We start from the raw sequence: 19,397 nt of genomic DNA, 5'->3' as shown, positions 1-19,397 counted from the left end.
ACCGGCGGAATGCCGTACTCCCACGGAGAGTGCACGTGCGCCCGCACCGATAACCTCAGCAGAAATGTCGTCAGCCGGCTGCCGTGCCCGCCCTCCCGAATCCGGGCGTTGGCATATGCATCCGGCCAACCTCCCCACCGGCCGGCGTCCACGGCGCTCCGTCCGCCCCCGGGTCAGAGGCGGAACGCGGTGGTCACCCGTTCCACGAGATCGTCCTCCGTCATCGCCGCGTCGACGTGGACGGCACGCAGCCGCAGGCGCTCGGTCTCCTCCTGGAGGCGCCGGGTGAACATGTGGTCGCGTGCGGCGATGTTGCGACCCGCCTTCGCCGGATCGCCGGTTCTCCACAGGAACCCCTCCCCCGGTACCGAACGGCTCCGGAACGCGGCCTGCCGGAATTCGGGCGTGGGAAGAAGCCAGACGGCCTGCTCGGGAACGGTGAGCAGGGGCTTCACGAGATGCGGCAGAAGCCGGAATCCCTCGACGACGACGCACGGCTCCCGCGGCAGCCGCAGAAGGTCCTCGACGATCAGTTGGAATCCCTCGCCCCGAAACCAATGGAATGTCTCCAGCATGATTTCCGGAGACCGGTTCACCCAGCGCTCGTCCATGTCCATGGCCATGAACGCGTGCAGAAAGGGCGCCTCCTCGGGGCTGGTCCGCGCCGCGTGATCCCGCATCACGTCATCGGTCGCGTAGAGGTGCCAGCCGTGGCGGTCGGCGAGCCGGCGCGCGATCGTCGACTTGCCCGCGCCACTCCCGCCGCCCACCCAGAACACGTGTCGCAGCCGCGCCGGGAGCTCTCGGATATCGGCCACCTCCGCGTCCCTTCGTCTCCGTCATCTCCTCTTCGACGCCCCCTCTTCGACGGCGTCGGCGTCCTCCTTCGAACCTACCGTGCGGAGGAGTGCGCGGCGGTGTGTCTGGGACATCGTCGACTACGACAGGAACCCACCGCGGATCAAGGGCCACCGGGTGCGCAGCGAACGCACCCAGGCCGCCTGCCTCCGGCCCCGGACCGGCACCGGGAGCTGAAGCAGGCCTTCCACGCCCTGGCCCGCCGCTACGCCGGGGCCGGTGCCGGCGGGCGTCGCGGCCCCGACGGACCGCGGAACAAGTGCCGGACGGCGCAGCGCCCTTTCACCCGGGGCGTGCCCGCCGGCGGCCTCCCCTGGCCGCCCCTCCGGCCGCGTGGGAGCATGAGGTGGTGGCGCCCGGGAACCCACTCGTCATGTCCGTCGGCGGCGAGGAGCGACCGTGATGCAGAAGCTGATCAGAGGCGCAGAAACTGATCAGAGGCGTCGAGGGTCCGGGGGCGCCCGACGGCGTATGCCGTACGGCGGCCGGCCGGGTGGCGCGGGCGCCGCGCCCCGATACGGTCGGGAACGCGCTGCCGAGCATCTGGCCGGGACACCCGTTCGCACCCCGTACTCACGGACCCGCCCATCGGCGCGTGGGCGCTGGCGTCCGTGCCGGACGTGAGCGCCGGCAGCGCCGGGGCCGCCTCCGCGCGCCGGCTGGTCGGCGTGGGACTGCCGACGGCCGTACCGGCCGCCGCGGCCGTGCGCGCGCCGTATGCGGAGGTCGCCGACGGCCGCGTCCCCGTGCGGTTGGCGACCTCCCGAACCGAAGGAGCGGTGATGACCCAGCAGTTCGCCGTCGGTGACCACGTCCGATGGAATTCCGAAGCCGGACACGTCGAAGGCGTCGTCATCGAGAAGCACACACGCGACGTGGAGTGGAAGGGGTACGTGCACCACTGCACGGAAAGTGACCCGCAGTACGAGATCCGGAGCGACAGAACCGACCACGTCGCTCTGCACAAGGGTGGTGCGCTGACGAAACTGTAGGCGCGGCGTAGCGGGAGCGACGACGGAGAGCAAGGGTGGCGAACCGCATCTGTACGGTGGGGCATTCGACACGTGACTTCGACGAAGTGCTGGAGATGCTGCGTGAGAACGACATCACCTGCCTGGTCGACGTCCGTTCGTTCCCCTCGTCGAGGAAGTACCCGCAGTGGAACCGGTCGGCGATCGTCGACGCGCTGCCTGGCGGCATCGGGTACCGGTGGATTCAGAAGCTGGGCGGCCGGCGGCACACGCCCACGGGCGTGCCGAGTGTGAACGGCGCATGGCGGGTCAAGGCCTTCCGGGACTACGCCGACTACATGGCGAGCGACGAGTTCGCGCAGGGCCTGGACGAACTGCTCGAACTGGCTGAGCACGAACGGCCGGCGATCATGTGCAGCGAGGCGGTGCCCTGGCGCTGCCACCGCAGGCTGATCACCGACGCGCTGATCGTCGCGGGCGCGGAGGTGGTGCACATCATGTCGCCCGCGACCGCGAAGCCCGCCGTCCTGAACCAGCTCGCGCGGGTGCGGAACGGGCGTCTGACCTACCCGCCCGCCTCCGACCGGTCCGCCTGAGGCCGGGGATGAGCGTCGTCGACGACGTCCGTGAGGCGGTCCTCTCCATCCCGGCCGGGTCCGTCGCCTCCTACGGTTCCGTCGGCCGCAGGGTCGGTGCGGGACCGCGGCTGGTCGGGCGGGCCATGGGCCTGCTCGGTGAAGGAGTGCCCTGGTGGCGTGTCGTGCGGGCCGACGGGACCCCCGCCACCTGCCACGGTGGCCGGGCGCGGGAACTGCTCGTGGACGAGGGCACACCGATGCGCGGCGCGCGGGTGGACATGTGCCGGGCGGAGCACCGGTGGGGGCCGTGATCCCTGACTGTCAGGGCGTGAGCCTGCTCCCCGAGGACCTTCGGCGTCTCGCCGGGTCCGGTGCGAGTCCGGTCCCGCTCGGGGGAGAAGTCGGCCACCTGATCACCAAGGTGCACGCTGTCCACCGCCCCGATGCCGACGTCCACGGCGAGAACCCGAGCCAGGCCGTCGTGACCGGCTTCCGGCACTCCGCCGCTGCTCCGTCTGCCGGAGATGATCACCGGTCTGCCGCCGGGGAGCTTCAGGGGTCTTCGACGGCCGCGGGCGGTGGAGAACCCCACCGTGGATCCTGTGGCGGGCCGGATGGTCCGCCGGACGCGCCGTTCCTAGCGTGGGCTCATGTCGATCACGCAGAGCCGGGCCGCTCACCGGACCGCGGCCGTTCTCGCCACCGCCCTCCTCGCGGCGCTCGTCCCGGCCACCGCCGGGGCCGCGGAGGCTGCTCGCTCCTCCCAGCTGCAACATGATGCCGACGTGCTGCGCGACGACGGTGTCACGGGCGTCACGGTACGGCTGGAGACACCCCGAGGAGTGCGGACCGCCCGCAGCGGTGTCGGTGATCTCGGCACCGGGCAGCCGGTGCCCCGGAACGGGTACGTCAGGATCGGGAGCACCACGAAGACGTTCGTCGCGACCGTGTTGCTCCAACTCGTGGGCGAGGGCCGGCTGTCGTTGGACGACACGGTCGACACCTGGCTGCCGGGCTCGGTGCGCGGCCACGGCAACGACGGGCGCCGGATCACCCTGCGCCAACTGCTCCAGCACACGAGCGGGGTGCCCGACTACACCCAGGACGTCGTCCCGGACCTCAGCGCGGCCGGGTACCGCGAGCACCGCTGGACCACCTACAGCTCCGAGCAGCGCGTCGCCCTCGCGATGCGGCACCCGCCGTCCTTCGCGCCGGGCGCGGGCTGGGCGTACTCCAACACCGGCTACGTCCTCCTGGGCATGGTGATCAAGGCGGTCACGGGCCGTTCCTGGGAACACGAGGTGCGGGCCAGGATCCTGCGTCCGCTGCGGCTGGCGCACACCCTCGCCCCCGGCGACCTGCCGTTCCTGCCGGGGCCGCATGCGCGCGACTACCAGCAGTTCGAGCCGGGCGGCGCGCTGACCGACACCACGGTCGCCTACCTGCCCTTCGACGGCGACGCCGACGGTTCGATGATCAGCACGACGGCGGACACGAACACCTTCTTCAAGGCGTTGGTGGGAGGTCGGCTTCTGGCACCGGCCCAGTGGGCGCAGATGCGGCGCACGGTCGACGTGCCCGCCGGTCACGGTGCTCCCCCCGGCACCCGCGACGGGCTCGGCCTGGACTGGACGCCGTTGTCCTGCGGCGGCGGGTACTGGGGGCACAGCGGCGACGGCTTCGGTTACCTGGTGTGGCCCGCCACGGCTGCGGACGGGCGTACCGCCGTCATCGTCTCCCTGCACAGCCGGCCCGGCGACGAGGAGACCGCCACGCGGCAGATCCAGGACGTCACCGCCCTCGTCGACCACGCACTGTGCTCGGCCGGGGGGACATGAGGGGTCCGCCGGGGCCCGTAGACTCTCGGCGTGGCATTCATGAGCACTCCGCACTGCTGCTTCCTGTGATCGGAAGCCGTTGAGGGCGATGCCGGACGGCGTCGCCCTCCTCGGTGTGCCTGCCGCGTGAACCACCCTCCCGGCGCTGCCCGTTCCTCCCTGAGACAGTGACGTACCGACAGTGGCGTTCCGGGCGCGCGTGCAGGCACGGCCTTCCTCCCTTCAGCCCTGCCAGGAGTGCCCCGTGCCCGTGTCCTTTCCCCCTGCCCTCATGCTCTCCCTCGATCTGCTGCGCTGTCCCACGTGCCGCACACGCCGCCTGCACCCCGACCGCGGCGCGCTGCGCTGCCCGGCGGGTCACACCTTCGACGTCGCCCGCCACGGCTACGCCTCCCTGCTGACGGGAACCCGCGCCACCAGCGGCGACGACGCCGCCATGGTCCGGGCGAGGGACCGGTTCCTGTCCACCGGCGCGTACGCGCCCGTCCGCGACATGGTGGGCCGCCTGGCGGCCGGCGCCGTGTCCGGGCGGGGCACGGTGGTGGACGTCGGGTGCGGCACGGGGTACTACCTGACCGGCGTACTGGACCGGCTGCCCGGCGCCCGTGGTCTGGGCCTGGACACGTCGGTGCGCGCGCTGCGCTCGGCGGCCCGCGCCCACGACCGGGCCGCCGCGGCGACCTGGGACGTCTTCCGTCCCTTCCCGCTGGCCGGCGCGGGCGCCGATGTCGTGCTGGACGTGTTCGCCCCGCGCAACCCTGCCGAGTTCCGCCGGGTGCTCCGCCCGGACGGCCGGTTGATCGTGGTGCGTCCCACCGGGCGGCACCTGGCCGAACTGCGCGGACGCGTGCCCGCGATGATCGCGGTCGATCCGGTCAAGGAGCACCGCCTGCACCGGGCGCTGGACCCCTTCTTCGAGGCCGCCGTCACCGAGCAGGTGGAGTACGCCGCTCTGCCTGCCGGGCGGGCGGCCCTGGATCTGGTGGCGATGACACCGAGCGCTCGCCACCTGAGCCGCGCGGACCTGGACGACCACGGTCCCCTGCCCGAGGAGGTCACCGTCTCCGTCCTGGCCACCGCCTACCGGCCCCGGTGACCTTGAGCGGGGGACGGGGGCGCCCGGCGGGCGCCGGCCGCGTCCGGAACGCCCTTCCCCCCGCCGGCTCATCGACGGCGTCTCGGCTTCCCGTCGCGGCGACCGGCCCGTTGCCCGTGCGGGGCCGGACCGGCCGTCGTCCGGCGTGCGATCAGGTGGTCCGGGCCGTCACCGGGTGGGTCATGCGCGCCGCCCGCCGTCGACCGACATCGCGATCCCGGTGACGTAGGACGCGGCGTCCGAGCAGAGCCAGACCGCCGCCGCAGCGACCTCCTCGGACGTGGCCATCCGGCCCAGCGGTGTGATCGACTCCTGGAACGCGATCATGTCGGTGCCCGCCGCGACCCGCTCGAACCCGGGCGTGCGGGTCGGACCGGGGCAGACGGCGTTGACCCGGATGCCGGCGGGTGCGTAGTCGACCGCGGCGACCTTGGTGAGTCCGACGATGCCGTGCTTGGCGGCCACGTACGCGGGGGCGGTCGGGATCGCGTACAGACCGCCGTTGGAGGCGATGTTGACGATCGCGCCACCGCCTTCGAGCAGGGGCAGCTCGTACTTCATGCACAGGAAGGTCCCGGCCAGGTTGACCCGGACCACCCGCTCGAACTCCTCCAGCGTCATCTGGTCGAGCCGCCGGTGGTGCGAGTCCAGACCCGCGTTGTTCACGGCGAAGTGCAGGCCGCCGTAGGCCTTGACCGTGCGTTCGACGGCCTCCCGGACCGAGTGCTCGTCGGCGATGTCGACGGTGAGGGCCAGCGCCTGACCGCCGTCCGCCCTGATCATCTCGGTGGTCTCGGCCGCCGAGCTCTCGTCGATGTCCAGTACGGCGACCGCGGCGCCGCTGCGGGCGAACTCCAGCGCCGTCGCGCGGCCGATGCCGCTGCCGGCGCCGGTGACCAGCCCCACCTTGCGCGAGACGTCGCTCATGCCGGCTCCTCGTGGTTCGCCCAGGCGACCTTGTACGGGTGCCGCGACTGCCAGCGCTGGATCAGCTCGTGCAGGCCGGGCGCGTCGAACGCCTTCGCCAGCGCGTCGGTGTCGGCGACGGTGAACCGCACGATCGCGGTCGCGATCAGCGCCGGGACGGCCTCCTCACCGGGGACGGAGATGTGGCGCCGGGAGACGACCGACTGGACGGACCCGGAGTCGAGCATGACCCGTTCGATGTCGGAGAGGTATTGATCGAGGGCACTGTCGGGGATCGGCTCCTCGAAGGAGACGATCATCGTGTGGGTGATCATGCGGCAATTCTCGGCGGCGAACACCGTCCGGGTCCAAGACCGGTTCGGCATCCGGCGATAACCTGGAGGCATGATCGAACTGGAGACCCGTGAGCTGGAGTACTTCCTGGCCGTCGCCGACGAGCTGCACTTCGGCCGGGCCGCCGCCCGGCTCTCGATCGCTCAGCCGGCGCTGTCCAAGGCGATCCGGCGGATCGAGGACCGGCTCGGTGTCGCACTGTTCGTCCGCTCCAGCCGGCACGTCGGGCTGACCCCCGCAGGTGAGGCGCTGCGGGAACACGGGCGGCACGCGCTCAACGCGGTGAGCGCCGCCGTGCAGAGCGCCCGGCGCGCCGGTGACGCCGAGACCCGGCTGCGGCTCGTGCTCAAGCCCGGCGGCGACGCGGGCCTGCTGTCGGGGATCCTCGCCGCGTACGCCCAGCAGCCCGACGCCCGCCAGGTGGACATCCTGTTCAGCGGTCCCGCCGACCGCTCGGACTTCCTGCGCGGCGGCCGGGCCGACGTCGGGCTGCTCTACGTGCCTTTCGACGATCTGGACGGTCTGGACCACGAGACGCTGCACTCCGAGGACCGCGTGGCAGTCGTCCCCGCCGGGCACCGGCTGGCCGGGCACGCCGCGGTGCGCCTGTCGGAGCTGGAGGGCGAGACGCTGCCGCGCTGGAAGGGGGTTCCCGGAGGTGACGGCACGGGTCCCGAGGTCACCGACGTGGTGCAGCTGTTCCAGATGATCACGGTGGGCCGGATGATCGGAGTGCTGCCCCGGTCGCTGGTCGAACCGGTCCCCGACGGGCTGGTCGGCCTGCCGGTGTCCGACGCGCCGCCCAGCCGCCTCGTCCTCGCGTGGAACGCGCGGGACCGCCGGCCGCTCGTCGCGTCCTTCGTGGCCGCCGCTCTGCGGTCGCGTCGGCCCGCGCCCGGGACCGGACCCGTACAGGAGACACCGCCCGGTGCCGCACCCGTACGGCAGACACCGCCCGGCGCCGACCGCTCCGGTGCCACCGCACGGTGATCCCGAAGGCGTGACGGGCGGCGCCCGGCCGCCGCACCCCGGGCGACAGTCCCGTTACCGAGCGCAACCGGGAACGGCGTGTTGCGGGGCGCCCATAATGTGGATATGGCCACAGATCGTCCGGTCGGTGGGCTTCTGCAGCGTCTGTTCCGAAGGACCTCACCGACCCCGGGTCGACACAGGGGACTTTGCGGGCGCCACCTGGCGGCGCAGAGCCTCGCGGGGCAGGTGTTCCTGCTGCAGGTGGTGCTCGTGGCGCTGCTCGCCGTGGCCGCGGCGGCCTCCCTGGTCCTCCAGGTCCGGCGGGACAGCACGCAGGAGGCCCGGCAGCGGACCCTGTCGGTGGCCCAGACGTTCGCCCACGCACCCGGCACGGCGGCGGCCCTGGACAGCGCCGATCCGACGGCCGTGCTCCAGCCGCGCGCCGAGGCGATCCGCAAGGCGGCCGACGTGGCGTTCGTCGTCGTCTCGAACACGCGGGGGATCCGCTACACCCACCCGGATCCCCACCTCATCGGCAAGCACATCCTGGGCCCGTACCGCAAGGTGCTGCAGGGCGTTCCCGAGACGACGGAACTCAACGCCAGTGTCGGACCGGCGGTGGACTCGACCGTCCCCGTCTTCCGCAGCGACGGTTCGATCGCCGGCATGGTCGGCGTCGAGATCACGCTCAACCACGTCAACCAGTCCGTCAGCCGCCAGTTGCCGGTCATCCTCGCCGGTGCCGCCGGGGCGCTCCTCCTCGCCGTCGGCGGCGCGGCCCTGGTGAAGCAGCGGCTGTCCCGCCAGACCCGCGGCCTCGGCCCCACCGAGATGACGCGGATGTACGAGCACCACGACGCGGTGCTGCACTCCGTCCGCGAGGGGGTGCTGATCACCGACGAGCGGGGGCGGCTGGTCCTGGCGAACGACGAGGCACGCAGGCTGCTCGACCTCCCGTCTCAGGCCGAAGGCGCTCCGGTCGCCGAGGCCGGCCTGCACTCCCGGATCGCCGGGCTACTGGAGTCCGGTGATCCGGCCACCGACGAGGTGGTGCCGGTGGGAGAGCGGCTGCTCGCGGTCAACGTGCGGCCCACCGGCGGCGCCGGCGGCCCGTCGGGCATGGTCGCCACCCTGCGGGACACCACGGAGCTGCGGGCGGTGGCGGGGCGGGCGGAGGCGGTGCGCGAGCGGCTGCTGCTCGTCTACGAGGCGGGCGCGCGCATCGGCACCACGCTCGACGTGGCCACGACCGCGCGGGAACTGACCCAGGTGGCCACCCCACGGTTCTCCGACTTCGCCAGCGTCGACCTCGCCGAGGCGGTGTTCCGGGGGGAGGAGCCGGGCGAATCGGACGGCAGGGTCGTGCAGATGCGCCGGGCCGCTCTCACGGCGCTGCGCGACGACCACCCCCTGTACCCGCTGGGCCGGGTGACCGGCATCGTGCCCACCAGCACCGCCGCCCTGGGCGGCAGCCATCGGCATTCCCTGCCGGACACGGACCTGGGGGCGGTCCTGAGCTGGCATCGACACGACCCGGAGGGCACTGCGCGCGTCCTGGCCTACGGCTTCCACAGTGTCCTGTCCGTCCCCCTGCACGCGCGGGGCGTGGTCCTCGGCATGGTCAACTTCTGGCGTTCGGAGAACCCGGCCGCCTTCGACGAGGACGACGAGGCGTTCGCCCAGGAGCTGGCGACCAGGGCGGCGGTGTGCATCGACAACGCCCGCCGTTACACCCGTGAGCACCAGACGGCGGTGACCCTGCAGCGCAGTCTCCTGCCGAGCGGGCTGCCCCGGCAGAGCGCGCTCGACATCGCCCACCGGTATCTGCCGGCCGAGGCCTCGGTGGGCGGGGACTGGTTCGACGTCATCCCGCTGCCGGGGACCCGGGTCGCGTTGGTGGTGGGCGACGTGGTGGGCCACGGCCTGCACGCCGCCGCCACCATGGGGCGGCTGCGGACCGCCGTCCACAACTTCGCCACCCTCGACCTGCCCGCCGAGGAACTCCTGGCGCACCTGGACGAGTTGGTCTCCCGGATCGACCAGGAAGGCACCGCCGACAGCACCGGGGCCACCGGGGCCACCTGCCTCTACGTGATCTACGACCCGGTGGCGGGCCGGTGCTCGCTGAGCCGGGCGGGGCACCCAGGCCCCGCGCTGGTCCTGCCCGACGGCGCGGTGCGGTTCCCGGACAGTCCCGCGGGCGTTCCCCTCGGTGTCGGTGGCCTGCCGTTCGAGGCGGTGGAGTTCGACGTGCCCGAGGGCAGCCGGCTCGTGCTGTTCACGGACGGTCTCGTCCAGACCCGCGGCCGGGACATCGACGACGGCGTGGAGTTGCTGCGGCAGAGCCTCAACCGGGCCGGGCGCACCCCCGAGGAGACGTGCCGGGAGGTGCTGGCGACGCTGCTGACGGGGCCGCCCGAGGACGACGTGGCGCTCCTCGTCGCCGCCACCCGGGTCCTGGACCCGTCCCGGGTGGCGACCTGGGACGTACCGCGCGACCCCGCCGCCGTCGGGGCCGTCCGCCGTGAGGTCGCCGACCGGCTCGCCGCCTGGCAACTGGACGAGGAGGCCTTCGTCACGGAGCTGATCCTGAGCGAACTGCTCACCAACGCGGTGCGCTACGGCACCGACCCGGTCCGGGTGCGGCTGCTCCACGAACGGACGCTGATCTGCGAGGTCTCCGACGGCAGCAGCACGGCACCGCACCTGCGGTACGCGGCGACGACCGACGAGGGCGGCCGGGGCCTCTTCCTCGTGGCCCAGCTCGCCGACCGCTGGGGAACGCGCTACACGGAGACGGGGAAGGTCATCTGGTCGGAGCAGAGACCGGCAGGTCCGGCGAAACCGGGCTGACCGGCCGGGGCGCGCTCCGCAACGACACACCCCGAAGGCCGTGCTCGTGCCTTCGGGCGCCCGGTGCGCATACACGTGTGAGACGGTCGGCGAGGGCGAGAAGCCGCTCGGCCACGGAAGTCCGGTCCGGGCGGACCGAGAACGGTGCGCGGGTCCACCGACGGGATCGAACTGAACGAACCGATGGTCAGCAGGCCCCGTCTCGGGGGAAGATGGCCGCCATGACGGATGACGGCCTTTCCATCGACCCCGGCAAGCCGAGTATCGCGCGTGTCTACGACTACCTGCTCGGCGGCAAGGACAACTACGCCGTGGACCGGGAGATCGGGGACGTGTTCAAGCGTGATCTTCCCGGTTCGGTGGCCATCGCCTTCGCCAACCGGTCCGCCCTGACGCGGGCCGTCGCCCAGATCGCGACGACCACCGGGGTACGGCAGTTCATCGACCTGGGCAGCGGGCTCCCGACCGCGGACAACGTCCACCAGGTCGCGCAGCGGTACGCGGCGGACTCCCGGGTGGTGTACGTCGACACGGACCCGCAGGTGCTGGTCCACGGCCGTGCCCTGCTGGAGCAGGACGAGCGGACCCGGGTCATCGCTGCCGACGTACGCGACCCCGAGGGCGTCCGCAACCACCCGGACACCCTGGAACTGATCGACTTCGACCGCCCCGTGGCGGTCGTCTTCAGCGCGATCCTCCATCATGTGAACGACGAGGAGGACCCCGCGGGCATCGTCCGCTACTGGCGCGAGCAGGTGCCCTGCGGAAGCTACTTCTTCGTCAGCCACTTCCGCTCCGGCCACAACCCGGAGACGGCGGAGGCCGAGAAAGTGCTCCAGCAGACGTTCGGCCGCGGCCGGTGGCGCACGGACGAGGAGATCGCCTCCCTGCTGGACGGCCTGGAGATCCTGGACCCCGGGATCGTCCCCGCCTCCCTGTGGCATCCCGACGGCGAGCGGGACCTCACCGTCTGGGAACGGCTCATAGCAGCCGGGCTGGCCCGGAAGGCGTAGCACCGCGGCGGCGGTGCCCGCCTCCCGGGCGGGTGGGGAGCGGACGGGTCAGAGGGTGCGGCGCCGGTCGCCCAGGGTGCCGCCCTGGCCGCCCGGCGTCCCGCCCTGGTCGCCCGGTGCGATACGCCCACGCCACGCCCCGGTCTCGCCGCCCCGTTCCTCGATGTACTGCTTGAAGCGGTCCATGTCCCCCTTGATGCGCCGGTCCACCACCCCCAGCAGGTCCCCGGTCTTCTCCGCCATGCCGCTGGGTTCGATGTCCATCACCAGCTCGACACGTGTGTGCGCCTCGTCGACCCGTTCGAAGCGGACCGTGCCCCGCTGGTGGGTGTCGCCGCTGGTGGTGCGCCAGGTGATGCGCTCGTCGGGAAGCTGGTCGACGATCTCGGTGTCGAACTCACGCTTGACGCCCGACACCTTCGTGACCCAGTGGTTGTGGCGGTCGTCCAGCTGCCGGATCTCCTCGACACCTTCCATGAAGTGCGGGAAGGACTCGAACTGGGTCCACTGGTTGTACGCGGTGTGGACGGGGACGTCGACTTCCACCGTCTTCTTGACCGTGCTCATGCCCGTGTGCCTCCGGATTCGCTGATCGACTGCGGCGGACCAGGCCCGCCGTTCGGCATGGTGCGCGAGTACCCGGCCCGTACGGCTTTACGACTGCGCATGTCAGCGGGCCGGCCGGAAGCGGTCCGGCACCACGCAGCGGGCGCCCGACGCGCGCGATCGAGGCGGCGCCCACCCGGATCCGCGGGGCGGCGGTCGTGCCGTGCGCGAAGACGCCTGGCAGCCGCAGGGCGTGCTGGTGGTCCGGACCGTGCGGGGCGGGCGAGCGGGACGTCGATGAACGGTAGGGAGCCGCTTCCGCGTGGAAGAGTGCCCACCGGAGGCCACGGTTGCCCACACGCTCGAACGCGGCTCGCAAGCCGCCGAACCGGCTGGATGCGAGGGGTTCCGGCCCACGATGCCGCTCCGACCTCGCCATTTGGTCTGAACCAAGAGGTCTAGACATCATGTTCGCTTCTGTGTCACGCGAGCGGCTGAGCACAGTACGAGGGGCGGACGGTCCTGAGCGACCGTCCGCCCCTGGCCTGTCGGCGCCGCCGGCACGGCTAGAGCCGCACGGTGACCGTCCCCTCGCGGTCCACGGTGACCTGGCGGCTCCAGGCGCCCGCCACCACCCTCGTCCCCGTACCCGGGGCGCCGCGCAGGGTGAAGCCACGGACCCGGCCGGCCGCCCACTCCACGTCGAGGGTGAGGCCCCCGCGCACCCCGATCCCGGTGACCTCACCGCGGGCCGCCCAGGCCGGGGGCAGCGCCGGCAGCAGCTCCAGGCGGCCGGGGCGGGACTGCGCCAGCATCTCGACCATCGCGGACGGCATGCCGAAGTTGGCGTCGATCTGGAACACCGAACTGCTGCCGCTCAGCTGGTACATGTCGAAGAGGTTGTCGGCCGCCCCGTTGCTGGAGCCGACGGACGGCTTCAGCACCTCCTCCAGGAGCCGGTAGGCCTTGTCGGCGTTCTTCAGCCGGGCCCAGCACAGCGCGCGCCAGGCGCTGCCCCAGCCGTAGCTGACCATGCCCCTGGCGGTGAGGAGCGCGGTGACGCCGTCCAGGATCCCGGCCGGGGAGTCCTGGAGGTTGATGCGGTCGCCGGGGAAGAGGCCGACCAGCGGGGACAGGTGCCGGTGCGTCGTCTCGCCGAGGTCGGCGTCGGTCATCCACTCCTCCAGCCGGCCGGTGGTGGCGCTGACCCGGGGCAGGTGGAGGCGGGTGCGCAGGTCGTGGATCGTCGAGGCGTGGGAGGCGTCGACGTGGAGCGTGGCCGCGGCCTCCTCGTAGTTGCGGAACAACTGCCAGACCAGTTCCTGCGCGTAGGTGATGCCGACCGCGTCCGTGGGGCCCTGTTCGGGCGACCAGTCGTGGTCGTCGACGAGGACCTGCCGCGGCGTCCCGGTGACGGGGTCGGTGACGGTCGTGGTGACGAGCCGGGCCTCCCAGAACTCGCAGGCCCCCTTGAGGAGCGGGTAGATCCGTCGCAGGTGAGCGGGGTCCCGCGTGTACTGGTAGTGGTCGTACAGCGCGTTGCCGAGCCAGGCGCCGCCCGCCGGGTGCCACCACCAGCCGTTGCCGCCGAAGGGGTTGGTGGAGATGGCGACGGTCCAGCCGGCGACCTTGCCGGATGTGTTGCGAAAGCCGTTGCGGGGGTCCTGGAAGAGCTTCTGCGTCGCCGCCCGCCAGGACGGCAACTGACTGACGCAGTAGTCGGTCAGCGCGTCGAAGCACTCGGGCAGACCGGCGCGGTCGGGCAGCCAGTAGTTCATCTGGACGTTGATGTCGGTGTGGTAGTCGCCGCTCCACGCGGGGTCGTTGCGGTCGACCCACAGTCCCTGGAGCCCCAGCGGCAGGCTGCCGCGTGACCCGCAGATCGCCAGGTAGCGGCCGAACTGGAGGTAGGAGGCCTCCAGTTCGGGATCAGCGGGGGCGCCGGGCGCGGAGCGGGCACGGAGGCGGGCGGGTGTGTCCATGGCCCGCTGCCCGGCCGTGGAGGTCCCCAGGTCGACCCTCATCCTGCGTTGCAGGCGCTGGTGGTCGGCGAGGTGTGCGCGCAACAGCGACCTGCCGGGGACCGCCGCGGCCGCGCGTGCCTTGGAGACGGCCGTCGCGAGCGGGTCGGCGCCGGGGTCCTTGAAGCCCGTGGCGGCGTCGGCCTTGTAGTCGGTGCCGCCCGAGACGACCAGGACCACCTCACGGCATCCGCTGAACGCCACCCGTGCACCGGAGACGGACACCCGGCCCCCCACGCAGGCGGCCGTCACGGCCGTCGCGTAGGTGAGCCCGTTGCCGAGGGCCGCGGTGAAGGAGACGGTGGTGGCCGCCTCGTCGCCGGTGACGCGCTCTCCGCGGGTGCCCTGGAGCGTGAGTGTGCCCGTGAAGGAGCCGCCGCCGTGCTGGGTGAGCCGGATGACGACGACGTCGTCGGGGAAGCTCGCGTACGTCTCGCGGCGGTAGGTGGCGCCGCGAGACCGGTAGGAGACGAGGGCGAGGCCGTTGCTGAGGTCCAGCGTGCGGCGGTAGTCGGTGATCGCGTCGGGGGTGTGTGCGGGAAGGTCGAGGTAGCACCTGGCGAGCTGGCCGAAGGACCCGAAGTGTGTGGTGTCATAGGGAAATTGACCGTCCGACTGGAGGGCGTCGTTGGCCCCGCCGGTCCACAGTGTGGCGTCCGTCATGCAGATCGCCTCGTGGGAGGGGTGGCCGGTCACCAGCGCGCCCAGCCGCCCGTTGCCGATCGGCAACCCCTGTTCCATGATCCGGGACTCGCTGCCCGGGTTCGGGTACCACAGGGTCACCGCCTCCTCGTCCGGCACCGGTCGCGCCGAGGCCGGCCTGGGCACGGCGCTCGCCGCGGCGGTGAACTCCGGGAGGGAGGAGAGCGCGAGGACCGCGCCCAGGGAACCGGCCGTGCGCAGCATGCCGCGCCGGGTCATGCCGTCCGGGGCGGCGGTGCGGGCGGGGCGGGAGTCGCAGGGGTCAGCCATGGCCTGTCCTTCTGTCTCGGGAGAACCGACGAACGGGCCGACTCGGGACGCCGGGAAGCGGGGCCGGCGGAAGTGGGGCGGGCGCGGCGGGGCAGGGACGCGTCCACGACGGCGCGCGAGCCGGACCACCACCGTGCACTGTTATCGATGCCATGACCTTACCGACTGTAGCCGTAAAAGGAACCTCGTCGGCGAAACAAAGGGCCCCAGACTCTGTTGTTAGCGATAACGTTCCCCTACTGTCTTCCTCACTCTCCCGTTCAGAGTCACGAGGAAGCTCCCAGGTGGAACCCATGACCCTGCACCCTCCCCGGCGTTCCCGGCGCACCGGCCGGACAAGACCCGGCGCCGCCGCCGCGACCGCCGTGCTCATCGCCCTGGGCACGCTGTCGGCCGGTGCCCTGCCGGCCCACGCGGGCCCGGCCGAAGCCTCCACGCCGGCCGCTCCCGCGCCCGCGGACCACCCCGCGACCCCGGTCGAACTGACCGCCCGGGGCCTGAGCGTCCGGGTGGCCGAGGAGTATCCCCAGGTCATCTCGTACACGATGGACGGCAGGACGCTCGGCGGCCAGGCGCGGGCCCTGGACACCTTCACCGTCAACGGCAAGGCGCACACCGCCACCACGGCGATGAAGGCGCACGGCAGCCAGGCCGTCTACACGTCCACCTTCGCCGACCTGCCGGACCTGACCATCACCTCGACGATCACCGTGACCGACCGGCGGACGGTCGTCTTCGCGGTGAAGAGCATCGAGGGCGCCGCCGCCTCGACCGTGGACCAACTGGCCCTCCCCGACCAGTCGCTCGTCTCGGTCGACTCCTCCGACCCGCACGCGACGCTGGCCCGGACGAGGATCTCGGCGGACTCGACGACCACCGCGGACCAGTTCGTCCCGATCACCGCGGCGACGGCCCCGGACAAGGCCGCCGTCGGCACGCCCTACGGGTTCGTGAGCGACAGCGGTCTGGCCGCCAGCCTCATCACCAACGCGACCGACGACTCCGCGCAGGACAACAACGACAACTGGAACACCCGCCTGCAGTCCCGGATCGTGGACGCCGGCAACGGCGCGCGCCGCGCCGAACTGTCCGTCGGCTCCTACACGTACGCGCCCCGGGGTGCCACCGACCCGCGGGTGCGGACCTACGCCCTGCCCCGGACCACCGTGGTGCTCGCCTCGGACGCCAACGGCGACGGGCGGGTGGACTGGCAGGACGGCGCCATCGCCTACCGGGCCCGGATGACCCACCCGCTCGGCGCGGACCGCGTGCCCGAGCGGGTCGTGCAGCACATCCCCTTCAACTTCGCCAGCCAGGCGACCAATCCGTTCCTGAAGACGCTCGACAACGTCAAGCGGATCTCGATGGCCACGGACGACCTCGGGCAGTGGGTGCTGGAGAAGGGCTACGCCGACGAGGGCCACGACTCGGCGCATCCCGACTACGGGGGCAACTACAACGTCCGGGCGGGCGGTCTCGCCGACCTGAACGAACTCACCGCGGCGGGCGCCGGCTACAACTCCGACGTCGCCGTGCACGTGAACGCCACCGAGGCCTACCCGCAGGCCAGGAACTTCTCCGACGCCCTGGTCAAGGGCCAGGTCAATGGCTGGGACTGGCTGAACCAGTCGTACCACATCGACCAGCGCACCGACCTGGGCAGCGGCGCGATCGTCGACCGGTTCAAGGAGCTGCGCAAGCAGGCCCCGGGCATCAGGACCGTCTACATCGACGCCTACTACTCCAGCGGCTGGCTGGCCGACGGGCTGGCCGCGCAACTGCGCGGGCTCGGCTTCGAGGTCGCCACCGAGTGGGCGTACAAGTTCGAGGGCAGCTCCGTGTGGTCGCACTGGGCGAACGACAAGAACTACGGCGGCGCCACCAACAAGGGCATCAACTCCCGCATCGTCCGGTTCATCGCCAACTCCGACCGCGACGTGTGGAACGTGGACCCGCTGCTCGGCGGCAGCAGCATCAAGGAGTTCGAGGGCTGGACCGGCCACGACGACTTCAACGCCTTCTACCGCAACATCTGGACCGACAACCTGCCGACCAAGTTCCTCCAGCACTACCAGGTCATGAACTGGGACTACGGCAAGTCCGCCACCCTCACCGGCGGCGTCCGCGTCGCCGTGGCCGACGGCAGGCGCCAGGTGTCGATGGACGGCTCCGTCGTGCTCGACGGCGACACGTATCTGCTGCCGTGGGGCGAGGCGAAGGGCGGGAACGGAACCTCCTCGCCGAGCCGGGCCGACAAGATGTACTACTACAGCGGCTCGGGCGGGACGCACACCTTCACACTGACCGGGCAGTTCGCCGCCACCCGCTCCTTCACCCTCTACAAGCTCACCGACCAGGGCCGGGTGAAGGCCGCACAGGTACGGGCCCGGGACGGGAAGGTGACGCTCACCGCCGACAAGGACCAGCCCTACGTACTCGCGCCGAACGGCGACCGGGCGCCGCACCGCGACGCCCACTACGGCGAGGGCACCCACCTGGCCGACCCCGGCTTCAACGCCGGGAACCTGGACGCCTGGAACGCCCGGGGCGCGGCGGTCGCCCGCACCGCCACCGGTGACAACGTGGCACGGCTCGGCACCGGCGCGTCCGGCCTCTCCCAGCGGGTCAAGGGCCTCACGCCCGGCAAGCGGTACACGCTGAGCGCCGACGTCGAGGTCGCCGCCGGGCAGCGCCGCGCCGTCACCCTCGGCGTGAGCGGCCACAACGTGTCGGCCCGCAACGCCTTCGACACCACACCGCTGCGCAACACGGTCGCCGCCGACGCCAAGCAGGGCACCTACGCGCAGCGCGCCTCCATCGCCTTCACCGCGCCGGCGAGCGGCCAGGTCACCGTGTCGGTCGCGGCGGCAGCCGGACAGGCGGCGGTCACCGTCGACGACGTACGGGTCATGGCCGACACCTCCGCACCGGCGCCGGGCGGGTCCGTGATCGCCGACGACGACTTCGAGGGGGACCGGCCCGGCTGGGGGCCGTTCGTGAAGGGCGACGCGGGAGGCGTCACCGACCCGCGCACCAGCGTGAGCCGGCTGCACGCGCCGTACAGCCAGAAGAGCTGGAAGAACACGCACTCGCCCTACGATTCCGGGGTCCTGAAGGGGCAGGCGGTGGACGACGTCGTCGACGGGGACCACTCCCTGAAGGCGCACGAGGAGAACACCGGGCTGGTGTACCGCACCGTGCCGGCGACGGTGCCGTTCGTCGCCGGTCACAAGTACGCCGTCTCGTTCGAGTACCAGAGCAACGTCGACGGCCAGTGGGCCTGGGTGACGGGTGCCGACCGGGTCGGGGACGGCAAGGTCGTCTCCAAGGACATCACCCGTGACGCGCTCGCCCCGGCGCTGGACACCGCGACGTACTCCAAGGAGATCGTCGCGGGCTGCGGTGACACCTGGGTGGGCCTGCGCAAGCTGGGCGGCGCGGGCGGTACGGACATGGTGCTCGACGACTTCCGGGTGACCGATCTGGGCCCGGTCGACGGCGGCGCCGCCTGTGCGGGCGTGACCACGCCCGCCGGTACGGAGCTGAGCCCCGGCGTGCCCGGTGAGTACGTCACGACGTTCACCGACAACGAGGAGACCGACGCCACGGACATCACCGTGCGGCTGGAGGGACTGCCCGCCGGCTGGACCGCGATGGTGAAGGACCGTGACGGCAACGCCTTCGACACCGTGAAACCGGGCGCGAGCGTCGAGACGACCTGGATCCTCACCCCGCCGGCGGGCGCGGCCGGCACGTCGGCGACGTGGAAGGCGACGGCCGTGTACACGGGCTCGGGGGTGAGCAAGACGGTGTCGGCGCAGGCCAGGGCCACGGTGGCGAGCGAACCGCTCCTCTCCCCCGGCTCGCTGCGCGCCAGTGCCGACTCGGAGAACCTGTCCTCCGGGCCGGCGGAGGGCCCGGTGGCCAACGTCCTCGACGGCGACCCGGGCACCATCTGGCACACCGACTACACCGACTCCGACGCGCCCTACCCGCACTGGGTGACGCTGAAGCTGGGCGGTCCGGCCGACGTGAACGGTTTCGGCTACCTGGACCGGCAGGGCGGCGGCCAGAACGGCCGCGTGGCCGGGTACGAGATGTCCGTCTCCGACGACGGCACCACCTGGAGGAGCGTCGCCAAGGGCTCGCTCGTCGACTCGCCCACCATGCAGCGGATCTCCTTCCCCACGGTGCGCGCCTCCTATGTCCGCTTCACCGCGCTGAGCGCCCTCAACGGCCAGCCGTTCGCGGCGGCCGCAGAGATGCGCGTGTACGGCACGGTGGTGGACCCGCCCACGGGTTACCCGCCGGCCGTCCGGCCGTAGGCTCCCCCGTTATCTTCTTCGCGGTCCTGCAAGAGGGCCGCTGGCCTCCGGGCCCGGCATGACTGTTCCCCCCTGTCGAGTGGATGACCTGGGG

The 19,397-nt window shown here is 72.1% G+C and carries 14 protein-coding genes; 9 read left to right on the top strand and 5 right to left on the bottom strand.

Annotation, left to right across the window (positions count from 1 at the left end; translation table 11 throughout):
• Nucleotides 1-173: 173 nt before the first annotated feature.
• Complete coding sequence (locus tag AB0G56_RS33730) at nt 174-818, bottom strand: hypothetical protein (RefSeq protein ID WP_360977228.1); 645 nt, start codon at nt 816-818, stop codon at nt 174-176.
• Nucleotides 819-1,640: 822 nt separating this feature from the next.
• On the opposite strand from AB0G56_RS33730, the gene AB0G56_RS33725 reads away from it, so the two are divergent.
• The 5 genes from AB0G56_RS33725 to AB0G56_RS33705 all read left to right on the top strand — a co-directional run bounded on the left by AB0G56_RS33725 (nt 1,641) and on the right by AB0G56_RS33705 (nt 5,341).
• On the top strand, nt 1,641-1,850 hold the full coding sequence (locus AB0G56_RS33725) for a DUF2945 domain-containing protein (RefSeq protein ID WP_360977409.1): 210 nt from the start codon (nt 1,641-1,643) through the stop codon (nt 1,848-1,850).
• Between the two features lie 35 nt (nt 1,851-1,885).
• The gene (locus AB0G56_RS33720) at nt 1,886-2,425 is read left to right on the top strand and encodes a DUF488 domain-containing protein (RefSeq protein ID WP_360977225.1); all 540 of its coding nucleotides are present in this window, start codon (nt 1,886-1,888) and stop codon (nt 2,423-2,425) included.
• Nucleotides 2,426-2,433: 8 nt separating this feature from the next.
• The gene (locus AB0G56_RS33715; RefSeq protein WP_360977222.1) at nt 2,434-2,718 is read left to right on the top strand and encodes an MGMT family protein; all 285 of its coding nucleotides are present in this window, start codon (nt 2,434-2,436) and stop codon (nt 2,716-2,718) included.
• A gap of 339 nt (nt 2,719-3,057) precedes the next feature.
• Nucleotides 3,058-4,245 (top strand): serine hydrolase domain-containing protein, encoded by a 1,188-nt coding sequence (locus AB0G56_RS33710; protein WP_360977219.1) that lies wholly within the window; start codon nt 3,058-3,060, stop codon nt 4,243-4,245.
• Nucleotides 4,246-4,489: 244 nt separating this feature from the next.
• On the top strand, nt 4,490-5,341 hold the full coding sequence (locus tag AB0G56_RS33705) for a putative RNA methyltransferase (RefSeq protein ID WP_360977216.1): 852 nt from the start codon (nt 4,490-4,492) through the stop codon (nt 5,339-5,341).
• Nucleotides 5,342-5,521: 180 nt separating this feature from the next.
• Here the strand turns inward: AB0G56_RS33705 and AB0G56_RS33700 are convergent, their stop codons facing one another.
• Both AB0G56_RS33700 and AB0G56_RS33695 read right to left on the bottom strand, forming a co-directional pair.
• Nucleotides 5,522-6,268, bottom strand: coding sequence for an SDR family oxidoreductase (locus AB0G56_RS33700; protein ID WP_360977213.1), 747 nt, complete (start codon nt 6,266-6,268; stop codon nt 5,522-5,524).
• Nucleotides 6,265-6,582 carry a hypothetical protein gene (locus AB0G56_RS33695; protein ID WP_360977211.1) on the bottom strand — a complete coding sequence of 106 codons (318 nt, stop codon included), beginning with the start codon at nt 6,580-6,582 and terminating at the stop codon, nt 6,265-6,267. Before AB0G56_RS33695 ends, AB0G56_RS33700 begins: the two co-directional genes overlap by 4 nt.
• 70 nt (nt 6,583-6,652) lie before the next feature.
• Between AB0G56_RS33695 and AB0G56_RS33690 the strand changes: the two genes are divergently transcribed.
• From AB0G56_RS33690 to AB0G56_RS33680, 3 genes are all read left to right on the top strand, one after another.
• Complete coding sequence (locus AB0G56_RS33690) at nt 6,653-7,591, top strand: LysR family transcriptional regulator (protein ID WP_360977208.1); 939 nt, start codon at nt 6,653-6,655, stop codon at nt 7,589-7,591.
• Nucleotides 7,592-7,792: 201 nt separating this feature from the next.
• Complete coding sequence (locus AB0G56_RS33685; RefSeq protein WP_360977406.1) at nt 7,793-10,426, top strand: SpoIIE family protein phosphatase; 2,634 nt, start codon at nt 7,793-7,795, stop codon at nt 10,424-10,426.
• 212 nt (nt 10,427-10,638) lie between these two features.
• A complete protein-coding gene (locus AB0G56_RS33680; RefSeq protein WP_360977205.1) occupies nt 10,639-11,439 on the top strand; it encodes an SAM-dependent methyltransferase in 801 nt (266 codons plus the stop codon).
• A gap of 48 nt (nt 11,440-11,487) precedes the next feature.
• Here the strand turns inward: AB0G56_RS33680 and AB0G56_RS33675 are convergent, their stop codons facing one another.
• Nucleotides 11,488-12,006 carry an SRPBCC family protein gene (locus AB0G56_RS33675; RefSeq protein WP_360977202.1) on the bottom strand — a complete coding sequence of 173 codons (519 nt, stop codon included), beginning with the start codon at nt 12,004-12,006 and terminating at the stop codon, nt 11,488-11,490.
• A gap of 545 nt (nt 12,007-12,551) precedes the next feature.
• The gene (locus AB0G56_RS33670) at nt 12,552-14,978 is read right to left on the bottom strand and encodes a glycoside hydrolase family 95 protein (protein WP_360977199.1); all 2,427 of its coding nucleotides are present in this window, start codon (nt 14,976-14,978) and stop codon (nt 12,552-12,554) included.
• Between the two features lie 293 nt (nt 14,979-15,271).
• Between AB0G56_RS33670 and AB0G56_RS33665 the strand changes: the two genes are divergently transcribed.
• Nucleotides 15,272-19,303 (top strand): endo-alpha-N-acetylgalactosaminidase family protein, encoded by a 4,032-nt coding sequence (locus AB0G56_RS33665; protein WP_360977196.1) that lies wholly within the window; start codon nt 15,272-15,274, stop codon nt 19,301-19,303.
• Nucleotides 19,304-19,397 lie beyond the last annotated feature (94 nt).

The organism is Streptomyces sp. NPDC021356, assembly GCF_040641015.1.
GTDB lineage: Bacteria > Actinomycetota > Actinomycetes > Streptomycetales > Streptomycetaceae > Streptomyces.
The sequence above is the reverse complement of the archived record's forward strand: the minus strand, read 5'-3'. Positions and strand labels throughout refer to the sequence as shown.

What these genes read in the sequence shown, in the direction of transcription:
- AB0G56_RS33725 (WP_360977409.1), top strand. Translation starts at nt 1,641, where the DNA reads ATGACCCAGCAGTTCGCCGTCGGTGACCACGTCCGATGGAATTCCGAA.
- AB0G56_RS33715 (WP_360977222.1), top strand. Translation starts at nt 2,434, where the DNA reads ATGAGCGTCGTCGACGACGTCCGTGAGGCGGTCCTCTCCATCCCGGCC.
- AB0G56_RS33710 (WP_360977219.1), top strand. Translation starts at nt 3,058, where the DNA reads ATGTCGATCACGCAGAGCCGGGCCGCTCACCGGACCGCGGCCGTTCTC.
- AB0G56_RS33700 (WP_360977213.1), bottom strand. Translation starts at nt 6,268, where the DNA reads ATGAGCGACGTCTCGCGCAAGGTGGGGCTGGTCACCGGCGCCGGCAGC.
- AB0G56_RS33695 (WP_360977211.1), bottom strand. Translation starts at nt 6,582, where the DNA reads ATGATCACCCACACGATGATCGTCTCCTTCGAGGAGCCGATCCCCGAC.
- AB0G56_RS33690 (WP_360977208.1), top strand. Translation starts at nt 6,653, where the DNA reads ATGATCGAACTGGAGACCCGTGAGCTGGAGTACTTCCTGGCCGTCGCC.
- AB0G56_RS33680 (WP_360977205.1), top strand. Translation starts at nt 10,639, where the DNA reads ATGGCCGCCATGACGGATGACGGCCTTTCCATCGACCCCGGCAAGCCG.
- AB0G56_RS33675 (WP_360977202.1), bottom strand. Translation starts at nt 12,006, where the DNA reads ATGAGCACGGTCAAGAAGACGGTGGAAGTCGACGTCCCCGTCCACACC.
- AB0G56_RS33670 (WP_360977199.1), bottom strand. Translation starts at nt 14,978, where the DNA reads ATGGCTGACCCCTGCGACTCCCGCCCCGCCCGCACCGCCGCCCCGGAC.
- AB0G56_RS33665 (WP_360977196.1), top strand. Translation starts at nt 15,272, where the DNA reads ATGACCCTGCACCCTCCCCGGCGTTCCCGGCGCACCGGCCGGACAAGA.